Source organism: Acinetobacter sp. YH12249 (assembly GCF_013417475.1).
Classification (GTDB): domain Bacteria; phylum Pseudomonadota; class Gammaproteobacteria; order Pseudomonadales; family Moraxellaceae; genus Acinetobacter.
In genome coordinates this window covers 179,494-194,622 of sequence record NZ_VPDX01000001.1, presented here as the reverse complement: position 1 = coordinate 194,622, position 15,129 = coordinate 179,494, and the positions used below count along the sequence as shown (strand labels likewise).

Annotated in this window: 16 protein-coding genes; 3 read left to right on the top strand and 13 right to left on the bottom strand. The window is 43.5% G+C overall.

The annotated features are described in order from the left end of the window. Positions 1–2 precede the first annotated feature (2 nt). The 11 genes from gspD to FTV25_RS00895 all read right to left on the bottom strand — a co-directional run bounded on the left by gspD (position 3) and on the right by FTV25_RS00895 (position 10,812). A complete protein-coding gene (gene gspD / locus FTV25_RS00945; RefSeq protein WP_180002522.1) occupies positions 3–2,258 on the bottom strand; it encodes a type II secretion system secretin GspD in 2,256 nt (751 codons plus the stop codon). Between the two features lie 38 nt (positions 2,259–2,296). Next, the gene (locus tag FTV25_RS00940; protein ID WP_180002521.1) at positions 2,297–3,151 is read right to left on the bottom strand and encodes a type II secretion system protein N; all 855 of its coding nucleotides are present in this window, start codon (positions 3,149–3,151) and stop codon (positions 2,297–2,299) included. Next, on the bottom strand, positions 3,151–3,894 hold the full coding sequence (gspN, locus tag FTV25_RS00935; protein WP_180002520.1) for a type II secretion system protein N: 744 nt from the start codon (positions 3,892–3,894) through the stop codon (positions 3,151–3,153). Before gspN ends, FTV25_RS00940 begins: the two co-directional genes overlap by 1 nt. Positions 3,895–4,081: 187 nt before the next feature. Beyond that, positions 4,082–4,408 (bottom strand): H-NS family nucleoid-associated regulatory protein, encoded by a 327-nt coding sequence (locus tag FTV25_RS00930; RefSeq protein ID WP_079281036.1) that lies wholly within the window; start codon positions 4,406–4,408, stop codon positions 4,082–4,084. Between the two features lie 154 nt (positions 4,409–4,562). Beyond that, entirely contained in the window at positions 4,563–4,988 is a 426-nt protein-coding gene (locus FTV25_RS00925) for a thioesterase family protein (RefSeq protein ID WP_180002519.1), read from the bottom strand. A 7-nt stretch (positions 4,989–4,995) separates the two neighbouring features. After that, positions 4,996–6,189, bottom strand: a complete 1,194-nt coding sequence (locus FTV25_RS00920; RefSeq protein ID WP_180002518.1) for a heme biosynthesis protein HemY — start codon at positions 6,187–6,189, stop codon at positions 4,996–4,998. A gap of 6 nt (positions 6,190–6,195) precedes the next feature. Then, on the bottom strand, positions 6,196–7,035 hold the full coding sequence (locus FTV25_RS00915; RefSeq protein ID WP_180002517.1) for a hypothetical protein: 840 nt from the start codon (positions 7,033–7,035) through the stop codon (positions 6,196–6,198). A gap of 7 nt (positions 7,036–7,042) precedes the next feature. Next, on the bottom strand, positions 7,043–7,810 hold the full coding sequence (locus tag FTV25_RS00910) for a uroporphyrinogen-III synthase (RefSeq protein WP_180002516.1): 768 nt from the start codon (positions 7,808–7,810) through the stop codon (positions 7,043–7,045). Next, a complete protein-coding gene (gene hemC / locus FTV25_RS00905) occupies positions 7,810–8,733 on the bottom strand; it encodes a hydroxymethylbilane synthase (RefSeq protein ID WP_159123732.1) in 924 nt (307 codons plus the stop codon). The genes FTV25_RS00910 and hemC overlap by 1 nt, the downstream gene beginning before the upstream one ends. A gap of 114 nt (positions 8,734–8,847) precedes the next feature. Then, positions 8,848–9,588: a LytTR family DNA-binding domain-containing protein gene (locus tag FTV25_RS00900; RefSeq protein WP_005232557.1), complete on the bottom strand. Its 741-nt coding sequence runs from the start codon at positions 9,586–9,588 to the stop codon at positions 8,848–8,850. Positions 9,589–9,657: 69 nt separating this feature from the next. Next, complete coding sequence (locus FTV25_RS00895) at positions 9,658–10,812, bottom strand: sensor histidine kinase (RefSeq protein WP_159123731.1); 1,155 nt, start codon at positions 10,810–10,812, stop codon at positions 9,658–9,660. Here FTV25_RS00895 and argH point away from each other — a divergent pair. Genes argH through FTV25_RS00880 form a run of 3 tightly spaced genes read left to right on the top strand, consistent with a single transcriptional unit; the run spans position 10,803 to position 12,836 of the window. Beyond that, the gene (gene argH, locus FTV25_RS00890) at positions 10,803–12,233 is read left to right on the top strand and encodes an argininosuccinate lyase (protein WP_051065353.1); all 1,431 of its coding nucleotides are present in this window, start codon (positions 10,803–10,805) and stop codon (positions 12,231–12,233) included. The genes FTV25_RS00895 and argH overlap by 10 nt on opposite strands. 29 nt (positions 12,234–12,262) lie before the next feature. Continuing rightward, on the top strand, positions 12,263–12,538 hold the full coding sequence (locus tag FTV25_RS00885; protein WP_004781637.1) for an oxidative damage protection protein: 276 nt from the start codon (positions 12,263–12,265) through the stop codon (positions 12,536–12,538). A 37-nt stretch (positions 12,539–12,575) separates the two neighbouring features. After that, on the top strand, positions 12,576–12,836 hold the full coding sequence (locus FTV25_RS00880; RefSeq protein WP_166136805.1) for a hypothetical protein: 261 nt from the start codon (positions 12,576–12,578) through the stop codon (positions 12,834–12,836). A 742-nt stretch (positions 12,837–13,578) separates the two neighbouring features. Here FTV25_RS00880 and pgsA read toward each other — a convergent pair. Beyond that, a complete protein-coding gene (gene pgsA / locus FTV25_RS00875) occupies positions 13,579–14,166 on the bottom strand; it encodes a CDP-diacylglycerol--glycerol-3-phosphate 3-phosphatidyltransferase (protein WP_004781631.1) in 588 nt (195 codons plus the stop codon). A gap of 107 nt (positions 14,167–14,273) precedes the next feature. Next, positions 14,274–15,068, bottom strand: coding sequence for a thioesterase family protein (locus tag FTV25_RS00870; protein ID WP_180002515.1), 795 nt, complete (start codon positions 15,066–15,068; stop codon positions 14,274–14,276). Between the last annotated feature and the right edge of the window lie 61 nt (positions 15,069–15,129).

The window sequence follows — 15,129 nt, the reverse complement described above, 5'->3', positions numbered from 1 at the left end:
GCCTAGCTTTTGGGTCTAAGTGTGGTTGTTGTAACGGTATTTCTACTTTTTTCAACCTGCTGGACTGGCTGCTGTACCACTTGTCGCTGAATCCCCGGCTCAATTGCTACCGGTGTAGCTACTGCTGTAGCTGACGGCGTTGGTGCTGGGGCACTTGGGACATTCTGGTAGGTCGAATTCGTCAGTGGTGTCTTGGAAACTGGAATACGCTGCTGATACACATCTTCAACACTTTCCGGCAGCTTGGCAAAATTACCGTCTGAATCGAGTGCCAATTGCAGGCTATAGAGTTGACCATAACGTTGCTGCGTCAGTTTACGCACTTCATTTTTATCCCCCACAATCGTTGGATGGATAAAGATCAATAAGTTACGTTTCTGATTAGACTTACCTTCAGCGCGAAATAAGCGTCCTATACCTGGAATCGCTCCCAGACCTGGAACAGCCTGACGTCCATACGTAGTATTATCCGAGATTAAGCCACCGAGTACGATGGTTTGCCCATGTTCAGCCAGAATCGAAGTTTTAATTGCACGCTTGCTGGTCACCAAATCCTGTGCTTGTCCACGATCTCGATTGACCGCAGAGACTTCCTGTTCAACTTCCAGACGTACCGTACCATCTTCACCAATGTGCGGTACGACTTTTAAGGTTACGCCGACATCTTTACGCTCAATGGTGGTATAAGGATTAGCCACGCCTGAGCCACTGGTCGAAACCGAACCGGTCACAAAGGGCACATTTTCACCCACGACAATATAAGCTTCCTCATTATCCATGGTCACAATCGACGGCGTAGATAACAGGTTAGACTTGGTCGTTTCTTTTAAGGCCTGAATCATCGCGCCGTATAAACGGCGTGAACCATCACTGCCTTCACGGTAATCACCAATCACCAGTGAACTGCCTGCACCGACAGTACTCGCCGCACCTGCACCACCGCCAGTCAGATAACCTGCTGCAATATTTTTCAGACTGGTGCCAAAATTATCAAAATTGATCAGACCAATTCCGCTGCTGATATCACCTAAGGCCCATTGCACACCCAGCTGATCTGCATCTGTCCCTTCTACTTCAATAATTGCAGCTTCAATCAGAACCTGTTGACGGCGTACATCTAACTGACCAATGGCAGATTCGATTTCACGCATCAGTTGCGGGTCAGCCTTGACCACCAATGAATTTTGTGTGGCATCTGCAATGATGCTGACGCCATTGGCATTAAAGCTGCTAATCCCGCCCTGCTCGGTTTTCATGCCAGTATTGAGCTGAATATTGGATGCGGTTGAGCTGTTTGAGTTAGTAGTACTGTTGGTATTCAGGTTATTAGTCGAATTATATGAAGACGAGCTGGAAGAAGAATTATCCAAACCCATATTGACTGCCTGCCCTGTCACTAATCCCTGCAAAATTTCCGAAAGATTCTTGGCACTGGCATATTTCAAACGGAAGACTTTTAAGCCACCCAGACGGTCTGCTGCAGGTACATCCAGCGTTTCAATAATCTGACGAATACGCTTACGTGTCGCTGGATCCCCTTTAATCAGAATCCGGTTAGTACGCACATCTGCCATGACCCGCACCCGTGAACCACGCAAATCTTTAGCTGCACCTGTTGCTGCCATAGAGTCAATCAGCTCGATCATTTCTTCGGCCTGACTGGATTGTAGGCTAATGGCTTCAATATCGTTCTGGCCTGTGCCATCCAGATTACGGATGATGGTTTCCAGCTGATAGATATTAGTGGCTCGGTCCGACACAATTAGTGCATTGGTGCCCGGAACGGCAGCCAGATGGGCAAACTGTGGCATTAACGGACGCAGGGCTGGAATCAGGTCATTCGGATTGGTATTTTCCAGCCAGATCACGCGAGTAACAATCTGGTCACCGGTCGCACGATGACGAGCATCATAGGGAATCCCGGAGCTTTTAACATTGCTGTCTGGTACCAGCTTGATGGTATTTCCTGAAGGGATGGCCACTACACCATTGACATTCAAGACGCCTAAAAACAGGTCATAAACTTCATTTTTATTCAGTGGCTTGTTGGAAATGACCGTGACATTGCCTCGAACCCGTGGGTCTACCGCAAAATTTTTACCGGTAATATCCGCCACTTCATTAATGAATGCGGTTAAGTCTGCATCCCGGAGATTGATTTTCCAGGTTTGCGCATAACTTGCCGTACTGACCATAGCAACCAATGGTGCGGCCACACAGAATGCCCATGCTGATTGATTATTATTAAATAAAGCCATAAACTTTTGTGTTTCCTAACCCTATGCGTGATGACACATCACTTCAAATCCTGTTGTATGGTCATCACCTGATCACCACGTTTTATTTCTAGTTTGACCTGACCTTCACGTCGAGCCTGTTCCAGTAATTGTGCTTCGGTTTGTCCCTGTGACAGGGTCTGACCATTCAAAGACAAAATCCGGTCTCCCGGTCTTAATCCCAAGCGATTACGCAGTGCAGCCGGTGTCCGTGAAGTGACTTCATAACCACCCTCTGCTGCACTTACCCCCATATTCTGTAAGTACTGGTCCTTATTTTCCTGCATCTGCTGGATGGCCCGATTGATTTCACTCTGTGGCGAAGGTTGTTCGGGCATACCACTTTCCGTATGCATCGGAGGCATCGGATTTGAAGATGCTGAGGTATCCGGCACGATTGGCTGGTTTAAACCATTTTCCAACCCTTTAAACAGGATTTCTTGGGTCGCACCGCTTGATTTACGCAAAATCACCCGGTCCCAATACACTTCAGCCAGTGTAAAACCGCTATTCCCCAATACTTCTCCGACCCGATAACGGTCAGACTGGTCATTAATTTTCAAGACTGCTGAAGAGTTATAGCTTGGGCTCGCCACCACAACCCCCTGCAAGACAATATTGGCAGTTTCAACAGTGTTCGCTGCGTAAGTATTTTCCTGAAATAGTGAAAAGGCACTTATATTTGGCACTTGAGCCTGTTGTGACCCCAGTTCTACCTGATCAATCTGCATCGCTTGTGGAGGAGCCACCAGAAGCCAGAATAAAGCAGCCAATTTCCAGCATAGATACAGAATCAGCAGAAACAGTAAAATTGGAGCAATACGCTCTGTCTGTTTCAGATCAATGTTTTTAAAATAATCGAGTGGGCTTGCCATCAGTTAAAGCCCCCCATCAAAGGCTGACGGGTACTAATCACATAAGTATCCAGCCCAGCTTTACCGGTATAAGAAGGAGCATTAAGTAAAAAGCGTTGTGTCAGCTGAATATCCAGCATTAAGGTTGGATCCAGTTTAATATTCAACATACGTTGATCACGATTGTCACGTACATCCAGCAGCAGCTGCCCATTCTCATCGGATAACTGACCACTCAGAACCGGTACATTCATGCGCTCCTGACGCTGAGCAAACGTGTAAATCAGTTCACCACCGCTCCATTGCATCTGACCGTCTACATGACTAAAGCCTTGCTCTTTTTTATATTTAAAATCGAGTTCTTTAAACTGAATCGGGTTGGTAGGCCATTGCCAGTCAGCAATCTTCTTTAAAGTTTCAGGTGCAAGCTGTCCCTCAAGATTTTTAACGGTTAAAGTTTTATTCAAGCCATAGCCCATCACACCCGAAAACTGGGTATTACCGCTATGCAGATCAATATTTGCCCCTAATCTCAGCAACAACAGGTCCAAAGGACGAACCTGCCAGTTCAGACTTCCCCGAAGATTACCTTTTTTCCAGTCCGCACTTCCCTGCCAGATATTCCCGCTTACATTATGCAAGACCTGATTATTTTTATAAAATTTTGAAATTAACCAAGCTGCAGGAACTTGCAGAATTACAAAGACAAAAAAGGCTAGAATTGCAAATATCAACCATTTTAATGTTTTCGGCTTATTGCTCATCCCGCCACGACCAACCTATCCAATCGAAACCCCTAAATTTATAGTTTTGTCATTTTATAATCACATTATGCACACTTTTTCTCTGACGCCAATTCATAGGCATAAAAAAACCAAGCAGGATGTGCTTGGCTGATCAATCACAGGCCGTATGCATAACAGCCTGATGATGAATAATGCGGCAGAAGGATTAGATCACGAAATCTTCCAGTTTTGCGCCTTTCTCTAATTCAGCAACTAACCAGCGTGGCTGTTTACCGCGACCAGTCCAGGTGTCTTCCGGATTGCTTTTACTGCGATAACGTGGCTCTACGGACTTACGTGCAGTTTTTTTACGTTTAGAAGCACCAAATTCAAGAAGCTGTTCAATCGTTAAGCCTACTTTGTCGGCAATATCCAATACCTGATGATAAGCATCTTCAATTTCCTGATCTTTTTTCAAAGCAATTAAAGACTCAGCTTCTGCTTGTAAACGTTTTAACTCTTCAACTGATAAATTTGTAATGTCTGGCATCATGTTCTCCAATAAATAGCATTATTTCTTTTAATAAATAACGAACCCATCATATTTATATTAAGTGTAATATTCAATATAAAATTTTAAATGTATAACAATAAACTTAAGGGCCATTACAAAATTAATCATTAAATTAGAGATAAAAACTCTAATATTAAATTTCATGTTGTACAGTTAATTCTAGCGATTTTATTTTTTCTCGAATATGTTCAGGTATTTCAGTTTTCTGCATATTTTTATTTATACATACAATTACTGCTTCTGAAGTGGCCACGATACTTTGCTGCTGTTCACTCCATAATAAATAATGCATTCTGACTGCACTATTCCGAATTTCATCAATTCGTGCCGCCACTTTTAATTGATCTGGATAAACTACAGGTTTTAAATAACGGCATTGATTTGAAGCCACTACTGTTAAAATATCTTCATCAAAAATATTTAATTTACCCAAATAAGCCAAACGGGCACTTTCTATATAACGGTAATACATCGCATTATTAACATGCCCAAACGCATCCATGTCTCCCCATGCAACAGTTTGCGAATAAATCACCGGATATTGTTGTAATTCTGACATTATTTCCTCAAATTCTGATTTCGATAAAATTAACATTCGATTCAAATACGGCATTTAACTGCTGTATTAAATCATCTCTTCCCTGCAATACAGATTTAATTCTCAAATAGCTCATGCGGATGTCATCTGGATAGAGATCCAGCAATTGCTGAGCTTCTTCTACCCGGCCAGTTGCCTGTAGAATATGCCATTTGGCAAAACTTAATATTGGCAGTGCAGTATATTTTGCATCCCAAGCTGAGATCTGCTGCTCAATATCTGCATAATCTGGAAACTGCTTTAATAACTGCTGCTGGAACCATAAATAAAATACATCCTGATTAAATTGGAGTTCCAGTAAATGTTTAGCAAGGCTTTCATGCTCAACACTCATTTCCGGCATTCTAAATAACAGTTTCAACCATAATAGCTTGACTTCATAGTCACGGTTAAATATGTCCTGTTTTAAATCTAGATAACGTTGTTTTAAATATTCCAAATCGTCTTCAGTAGCCTGGTCATAAGCTATTAATAATTGCTGCAGCCATATTTTTTTTACTTCTTGGTCTAAATGTCCATATTTGGTTGAACGTAAATATAACCAGGGAAACTGTAAGGCGAATTGCCCCCATAAAGCATTTAAACGCTGCTCATAAGCGGTTTTGACCCGTCTTAACCAAGGAGATAACTCATGCTGATTTAAAAATTCTAGGTGAGTTAATGCCTGCTGACCATCCTGCTGCGATAAATAGATTTCAATCCGCTGTAATTCTGCCAGTTCAAATGCCATAGGATTAGACTGATTTAAACTACTCAATGCTTCGCTATATTGTTGCTGTCCCCAGGATAATCGGGCATCAATAATATGCTTGAGCAATCCTGACTGATTAAAAGACTGCTGGATAAAATCCCGTTGATCCTGTGCAGCATTTAATAACCAAACCACAGCTAACTGCTCATAAGGATGCAGGCGGGCAAAGCTGAATACCGTTTCATGTTTACGCCGTTTAAAGCTGAGATAACGCTTGGTCGCATACCACAGCATATGCATCATGAAGCTGATTACGATAAGCAAGCCCACCAGAAACCAGAAAGTGGTCTGGATCTGTAGTTCGCGCCAATACAGATAGACATAGCCCGCACCATAACCATAGCTCAGTACACTCAAGATCGCTAAGCCCAGCAAACCAACCAGTAAATAAGCAAGTAAAATCTGTTTCATAAGCAATTAACCGATCAGGGTACGCGTATTGAGCTGAGGAGTAGGCGTTTGAGGTGCTGCCTTAATTTGCTCCAGTCGTTGAATCCATTGTTTGCTTTGCGCATCCGGAAGTTGAGCCAATACCTCGATCACACTTTTCAGGGCTTGCTGGAAAGCTACCTGCTGTCCTTGTTGCGCACTATTTTCTGCAATCAGTAAACGCAGCTGAGCTTCTTTTAAGACCAGATTACGCTGCATTAAGACTGCACTCGGTTTCTCGACTGATTCAATCTGAATCCAGCGCTGCCAAAATGAGCTTTGGGCTGTAGCGCGGTGCTGATGCTGCACCTGGATTTCCTTTTCCATCTCAATATCAATCTGTTGCAGTAATTCTTTTAATTTATTCTGTTGTACTAAACGATTGTTGATGAACTGCTTAAGGACTTCCCGATCCTTGTCAATCGCCTGATTCAGGCTACCCAGAAGAGCAGGTGCCAGTTCTAGATGTTCAAGCTGATTGGATAATTGGTTCAACTTTTCCATCGCCATTGCATATTGTTGCTGCTGCAAGGCAAACTCAACCAGATCCAGATATTGCTCAACTAAAGGTAGATCATCCTGCAAGTTAGCCCTAGGAGTATCCTGAACTATCCCCTTGTTCGGTGTTTCAGGGTTTGCTGCTTGGCCCGTAGCAACCTGACGTTTTAAGGCCACCAGCTGATCATTCAGATTGGCATTCTGCTGTTGCAGCTGCTTAAAATTCTGGGTCAATTCAGTCTGTGCTGAATTTAAGCCAAACAGGTCATAGCTCAGCTTGGCAATCCACGCCAAGCTCAAGATGAAAAAAACAATGAATAATTTTTTCATGCGTTTCCTAGTACATCAGTAGCTGCTGCAAAATCGTCGATCCGCTTAAGTCCTCTAACTGAGCGAATTGAAAACCAGCCTGATGTTGCTGTTGATATTCCCCAAGCATGGCAGCCAAACGCGGCCCCAAAACCAAATACAATGCCCGATTGATGAGATGCGGATACGGCTGCATCAAGGCTAGCCAGTTAAGCCAGCTCGCTTCACTGCTGACCAAGACTGCATAACGGGGATTAGCTTCAAGGCTCGTCAAATGTTTAGCTAATATCTCGGAAGTCACTGGCGGACACTGACGATCATATAAAATGAAATTCAATATATGAATTTGCTGATCCTTTAAATGCTGCATCATAAACTGACGCCCACCTTCACCTCGCCAAAAGGCGACAGTTGATCCGGTAGCTAACTGCTGTAGCACAGGCAATTGCAGCATCCCTTCCGAAGTCTCCACATCAGGCACATAACTCTGGATACCGAAGCTTGCTAAAGCCCGCTCGGTAGCTTTACCCACAGCGACCCACTGGACACTTCCAAGATCATGCAATGATAGGCCTGCCTGCTGCAAATATTGCATGCCAATTTGGGCAGCGGTCGGACTCACTACGACAATCAGTTTTGCTTGGGGTAGCTGCCTAAATAAACTGGCTAGCTCATCCGTATAAGGCTGCTGTACCAGTTCTAGCAAGGGCAACTCTATCACCGGAATTTGCGCTGTCTGTAGAGCTTGCGTTAAATTTGCAGCACGATCACTCGGACGGGTATTAATGAACAACATTATTTTGAATAAAGGGCTTTCAGTAACTCGCCTGCACCCTGATCTAGTAGATCTTTGGCCAGCTGCACGCCCAATTGCTCTGCATCTGCCATGGTTCCACTTTGCTGTGCGCGTAGCAAAGTTGCGCCATCTACGCTACCGACCCGGCCTTCAATCGAAATGACACCTTCATTTAAAGTGGCATAGCCTGCGATTGGCACCTGACAGCCACCTTCCAGATAGGCATTAAAGGCACGTTCGGCACGGACACAGGCATCAGTTTCTACATGTAACAGAGGCTGGATTAAATCTAATACCGCTTGATCTCCACTCCGGCATTCCAGGCCCAGTGCACCCTGTCCTACTGCGGGTAAACTTACTTCAGGCACAATACTATGACGAATACGATCTGCAAGGCCCAAGCGTTTTAAACCGGCACTGGCCAGGATGATTGCATCATACTGACCTGCATCCAGTTTGGATAAGCGTGTACCCACATTACCGCGTAAATCGATAATCTCAAGGTCCGGACGCTGTTTTAAAATCTGGGTTTTACGGCGCAAGCTGGAAGTTCCAACTTTGGCACCTTGAGGCAATTCGTCAAAACTGGCATAAGTATTTGAGACAAAAGCATCCAGTGGATCTTCACGTTCACAGATGACTGCCAAAGATAAGCCTTCAGGCAAAGCCATTGGCACATCTTTCATTGAATGGACTGCCAGATCAGCACGACCATCTAGTAAGGCTGCTTCTAATTCTTTTACAAATAAGCCCTTACCGCCAATTTTAGCCAATGGCGTATCAAGAATTTTATCACCCTGTGTAACAAAAGTGACTAACTCGACCTGAAGTCCAGCATGCAGGTCCTGTAAGCGTGCACGGATATGTTCCGCCTGCCAGAGCGCAAGTGGACTTTGTCGAGTAGCAATTTTTAGGGTCTTCATAAATTTCAATAAACAGTCAATGAGAACAATAGTCTAAACTTAACCTGCTCACTTGAAAATGCAAGCGAATTTATACAAGTTTCAATACTGGTCCAGACGAACTCATTGATCCGTTTAGAGTTTCTGAATCCGTTCCCGCAAGAATGGCAAATGACGCCGGCTGACCGCCAGACGCTCTTCCAGTTCACGACAACGCACCTGATACTGGCCGGAACTCACCACTTCCAAGCCTTCCAGATAGTGAACCGAAACCAGTGCATTACGGTGAATCCTGATGAACTGATGTCCAAACTCCTGTTCCAACTCCTTCAGGGTTTCATCAATCAGGACACTGCCGTTTTTATGGCGTACGGTCACATATTTTTGATCCGCCAGAAAATAATAGATATTTTCAACTGGCACCAATTCGACCCCGCGATAGGTCTTTGCCGCAATTTGATGGCGGCTGATATTGATTTCTTCCATATTTTCTTTTTGTTTTAGTTGGCTCATTTGAGCTTGGGTAAGTTTAATTAGATGCTCTAAAACCTGTGCCAATTCCTGTTGCATCACCGGTTTAAGCAGGTAGCCGTCTGCATTAGACTTGAATGCATCCAGCGCGTGTTGGTCATAGGCCGTACAAAAGACAATAGCCGGCATCGGGTCGAGCTGACGCAAATGCTGCGCACAGGTCAAACCATCCATTTCAGGCATTTGAATATCTAATAAGATGACATCAGGTTCATGCTGGTGAGCCAGATCAATTGCTTGACGACCATGCGTAGCTGTTGCAACCACATCATGCCCCAGTTGAGAGACTAAACGTGATAGTCGCTCGACAGCCAAAGGCTCATCGTCACAAATCAGGACGTCCATTTCTCCTCCTTAATCCAGTCAACATTATTCATTTGATTATAAGTTAACTGTGATTTCCTTGATTTCTTTTTATTTATAGCGATATTGCACAACCGTGGTAAACACCCCTCCACCGGCGAAAGTTTGAAACGTCATCGTAGGTCCGTAATAAGCTTCCAGACGCTGTCTGACATTTTCAATTGCAATACCATGTCCCTTTTTTAATGTTTTATTATCCTGCGTATAGGGGTTTGTTATGATGATATTAATTTGATTTTGCAAGATTTCAATCAATATGCTTATGGTACTCTTTGTCAAAATTTTTTCAACTCCATGGAAAATACTATTTTCCACTAGGGGTTGTAAAGTCAATAATGGAATTTGGACTTGTGAGTATAAGTCTTTGTTTTCTAATTTCCATTCGACCTGCAAACGCTCTCCCAGACGAATCTGTTCAATCTCCAGATAGCGCTGGCAGAGTTCAATTTCTTCCTGCAACTTGACCAGCTTCAATTCCTGAAAACTGGCCCGAAAAAGACGGGACAAATTCAGCAACATTTGTTCGGCTTTGTCCGGGTCAATACTGATCAGGCTAATCACGCTATTGAGACTATTAAACAGAAAATGCGGATGAATCCTGGCCTGCATGGCCTGAATCCGTGCATGTAATTCACTGTGCTGCTGCTGCGCCCATTGTTCACGCAAATACAGATAGCGAAAACAGAACATGCCTAACAGGATACCAAAACTCAGATGTAGGCCGACCTGATCCAGTGCGACTGCCAGACTCAGTCCCTGAAAATTCAAATTGCTGCCAAAATAAGTCAGCACATTCAGACTGGTCGTAGTTACCAAAACAATCGCCTGTAATAGCAAAAATCCGCAGATTAATGCCAGCTTAATCCCCATACGTTGAAAGTGCTGATGAAAAAGCTCGACTAGCGCTGCAAAACATAACAGTATCCAGTTGATATACAGCATATATTGAAGTAGATCTGCCAGATTAAGCGCCTGCCAGGACTGTGCTTTTGCCAAGGCTAAGACCATGGCCAGCACATTGCCGCCAATAAACATTTCCAGCAAATAGTGCAGCTTGCCGATCTGGCTAAAAAAATAAGAGCTTTGCACTGATCCGGTCGGAGATGTAAAAGATTGATCGACTTGGACTTCGGCAACGGGCTTTGAATTTGTTATACTCTTTTTCGTTCTACTGCTTTTAATCTGATTGAGCCGACATGACCACATCTTCTAATTCCTCAAATCCATCACAAGCCCAGACTTCGGGTATGTGGGGCGGTCGTTTCTCTGAAGCGACTGATGCTTTTGTTGCTGAATTTACAGCATCTGTTCAATTTGACCAACGTTTTTATAAACAAGACATTGCAGGCTCGATTGCACATGCAACCATGCTGGCAAAAGTTGGCGTACTGACCGAACAGGAACGTGATGACATTATCGAAGGTCTGACTGCCATTAAAGCAGATATTGAAGCAGGTAACTTCGAATGGCGCATTGACCTTGAAGATGTGCATATGAACATTGAGTCGCGCCTGACTCAGCGTATCGGCATCACCGGTAAAAAATTGCATACGGGCCGTAGCCGTAATGACCAGGTTGCCACAGATATCCGTCTGTATGTCCGTGATGAAATTGATGCCATCCTGGAATTACTGAAAAAATTGCAAAAAGGCATCCTGGGCCTGGCAGCTAAAAACACCAATACCATCATGCCAGGTTTTACCCATCTGCAAACTGCACAGCCAGTGACTTTTGGTCATCACTTGATGGCTTGGTTTGAAATGCTGGTACGTGACTCTGAGCGTCTGATTGATTGCCGTAAACGTGTTAACCGTATGCCACTCGGTTCTGCTGCTCTGGCAGGTACGACTTACCCGATTGACCGTGCTTATACTGCTGAGCTTCTAGGTTTTGAAGCTGTTGCTGAAAACTCACTTGATGCTGTTTCTGACCGTGATTTCGGTATTGAATTCAATGCTGCGGCATCTTTAATTATGATGCACCTGTCACGTATGTCTGAAGAAATGATCCTATGGACATCGGCTCAGTTCAAGTTCGTAAATATTCCAGACCGTTTCTGTACTGGTTCTTCGATCATGCCACAGAAGAAAAACCCGGATGTACCTGAACTGATCCGTGGTAAAACCGGCCGTGTATATGGTGATCTGATGAGCTTGTTGACCCTAATGAAAGGTCAACCGCTTGCTTACAACAAAGATAACCAGGAAGACAAAGAACCATTATTTGATGCGATCGATACGGTTCGTGGTTCATTAATGGCATTTGCTGACATGATTCCTGCTCTAGTACCAAATATTGAAATCATGCGTGAAGCAGCGCTTCGTGGATTCTCAACGGCTACTGACCTGGCAGATTATCTGGTAAAAAATGGCGTGGCTTTCCGTGATGCTCATGAAATTGTGGGTAAAGCGGTAGCTCTGGGTGTACAGGAAGGTAAAGACCTGTCTGAACTGACACTTGAGCAACTGCAACAGTTCTCTGATCTGATTCAGGCAGATGTATTTGAAAAAGCTCTGACTTTAGAAGCATCTGTGAATGCACGTAATCACATCGGTGGCACTGCACCTGCACAGGTTGAAGCTGCGATCGAACGTGCGCATGCTCGCCTAGAGAAACTTTACGCTTAATTGCTTTCGCTTTAAATTGGAGTATTGATATGTCTCGACAAGTTTTTTGCCGTAAGTATCAACAAGAAATGGAAGGTTTAGACTTTGCACCATTCCCGGGTGCAAAGGGTCAGGAACTGTTTGATACGATATCTAAACAGGCTTGGCAAGAATGGCTGAAACACCAGACCACGCTGATCAATGAAAAGCGTTTAAACGTGTTTGAACCGGATGCGAAAAAGTTCCTTGAAGAACAACGCGAGAAGTTCTTTAACAATGATGAATCATTGGAAAAAGCTGAAGGTCTAAAGCCTGAAGAAAAATAAGGCGCTGCCTTATTTTTCTTCAAGACAAGCACCGAAGGTGCGCGTAGGTCAACATTTGAAAAGCTCCATAAACGGGGCTTTTCTTATATCAAAAGCACTGCTCCGCCACGCCGCAAGACAAGCAGCTATGCTGCGCGTAGGCTTTAAAAAGAATCTCCGTTATGGGAGATTCTTTTTTATGTACTGCTCTAAAAATTACTCAAGACAAGCGAAGCGCGTAGTTTCAAATGTCAAAAAAGAGCCTGACAAGGCTCTTTTTTTTATGAATACTGCAAGAGCTAAACTGCGTTTTAACTAAGCAAGACAAGCGCATAATTTTACTTGTCAAAAAGGAAATCTATGAAAGATTCCCCTTTTAGTTTAAAGCTCTACTCTTTTTGTTTTTTACACAAGACAAGCAGCTATAAGTTCATAGAATAAAAAAACTCCTTACATGGAAATTTTTTTATCTAAGCTCAAGCTTTTCTCTTACGTAAATTAAGCGAAAGGTATCACTTCAAATGCTATAAAAAAGTAACCTATAAAAAGAATTCCCTTTTTAATTTGAAAATTACTTCTTCATCAGATCATGAGTTAAATACCTGACAAGAGACTCCTCGGATATTCTTTTTCTATAGATACTCTATTTCTCTTAAAAGCACTCTAAAAACTATTTTAACTTTCATGAAATCGAAAATTATTGACCTAAAAAACAGGCTCAAAACCTGTCATTTTCCTACCGTGTTTTTTAAATTTAAGCAGCCATTATCTTACTGAAAAGCAATCAGATTTGTATCAAAATAATCAATTGTAAATTTTGTATACATTGCTCTCACAAAACACAACATTCAGCTACAAGAAACCACATGATTTTGTGGAAGGTGCTCCCTATAATGACCAGCAAGAAGATGAGATATCTTTGAATAACTATAATAATAACTGAGAAATACCCCCGATTTCATCCCAGTTCTTCCCCCAAAGGCTGGGTATTTTTTTGCCTGCTATTTTTATATTTCCTATTTCAGCTATAAAAAAAAGCCCCTTTAAGGAGCTTTTATTGATTAAGGCTGTTTCAGATATGGCCAGGCTGCTTTTAGATAAATAAACATTGACCATAAGGTCAGTACCACAGCTGTATATAGCAAAGCATAAGCCAGCATTTCTAGCGGTGGCCAGTTCAGCAGGAAAACCGTAATTGCGATCATCTGGAACGCGGTTTTGTATTTACCCACTGTCGACACCGCCACACTGGTACGCGCACCGAGTTCAGCCATCCATTCACGTAAAGCTGAAACTGTAATTTCCCGTGAAATAATCACAATCGCTGCAAAAGCCATCGAGATCGAAGGTTGCCATTGCACTAAGACAATAAGCGCAGCAGCGACCATCAACTTGTCTGCAACTGGATCCAAAAAACGACCAAAAGCAGACGTCTGATTCAGAGTACGCGCCAGATAACCATCAAACCAGTCAGTGACTGCAGCCACTACAAAAATTGTCGTTAAGATAATATGCCGCGTCACATCAGGACTGGTTTCATTAAATCCCATTGCCGGTGGCCAATATGCGACCAATAAAAAAACCGGAATCAGGATAATACGAGCCAAGGTCAAGATATTTGGAATATTCAGGATACGACCTGTAGTCATAGACACCGCCAATTGTTCCCCTCATGTACGATGAAAATGCACACTTTTTTCGAGGTTTAATCCATCATTAATACGCTTCACTTTATACGAATTGACTTGAAGTGTCACTAGGCAAACACCGTCACTGTCTGTCTGGCCATCGCAATCAGCCGATTTTCTACATCCCACAGATAGGCATGTTCTGTTGAATAACCGTCAGCCGCATGGTCGGTAATCACTTTATATTTAAACCAATCATGTAGCTGATGCTGCACTGGATGCACATAGGTTACAGTCCAGGTCAGGCTGCTCGCTGGGGCCAGTGTCTGAAACATCGGTAACACCCCAGGTGGCCAGATGTCAAAAATGGCCATCAGGTCAGCTAATTGAAATTCACGGTCAGAATGTTGATCTGGATGGAAGCGGCACCAGCCTTCAAAATCAGGACGTACACTTGAACTGCACGGCAGATTCAAATCCGCCCATCTGAGTTCAAAATGATCAAAACACTTTGGAAGCTTGAACTGTGCAGGAATCTGGAACAGGGTTTCAGGAGGAGCATAATCCGGAGCCTGGATTTCCTGATGTACCTGAATGCTAGAATCGCGCGCTACGCCGAAACTGGCAATCAGAATGCTCTGAACAGCCTCATCCTGCCATAGACGCACTTCGATGGTAGTGACCGATTTGCCTTCACGCAGAATTTCCGCAGTTAGGCGTGCTTTGCCTTCCTGTACCGGGCCAACAAAAGTCACACTGGTACTCAGCAAACGTTTAGTAGGATCATTGATTATTACCACGGCTTTTTGCATCATGACTGCAGCTGCAAGTCCACCGTAGATGGTTCTTCCTTGTCCCCAGCCTGGCGGCATTTCAATCCATTCTTGCTGCGCAATTTGTGCGTACAGTGTTTGCAAAGACATATCGATCCTTCAACTTTGTCTGATGAACCGATATATTGCTGGAAAAATCTATGAATAGAAA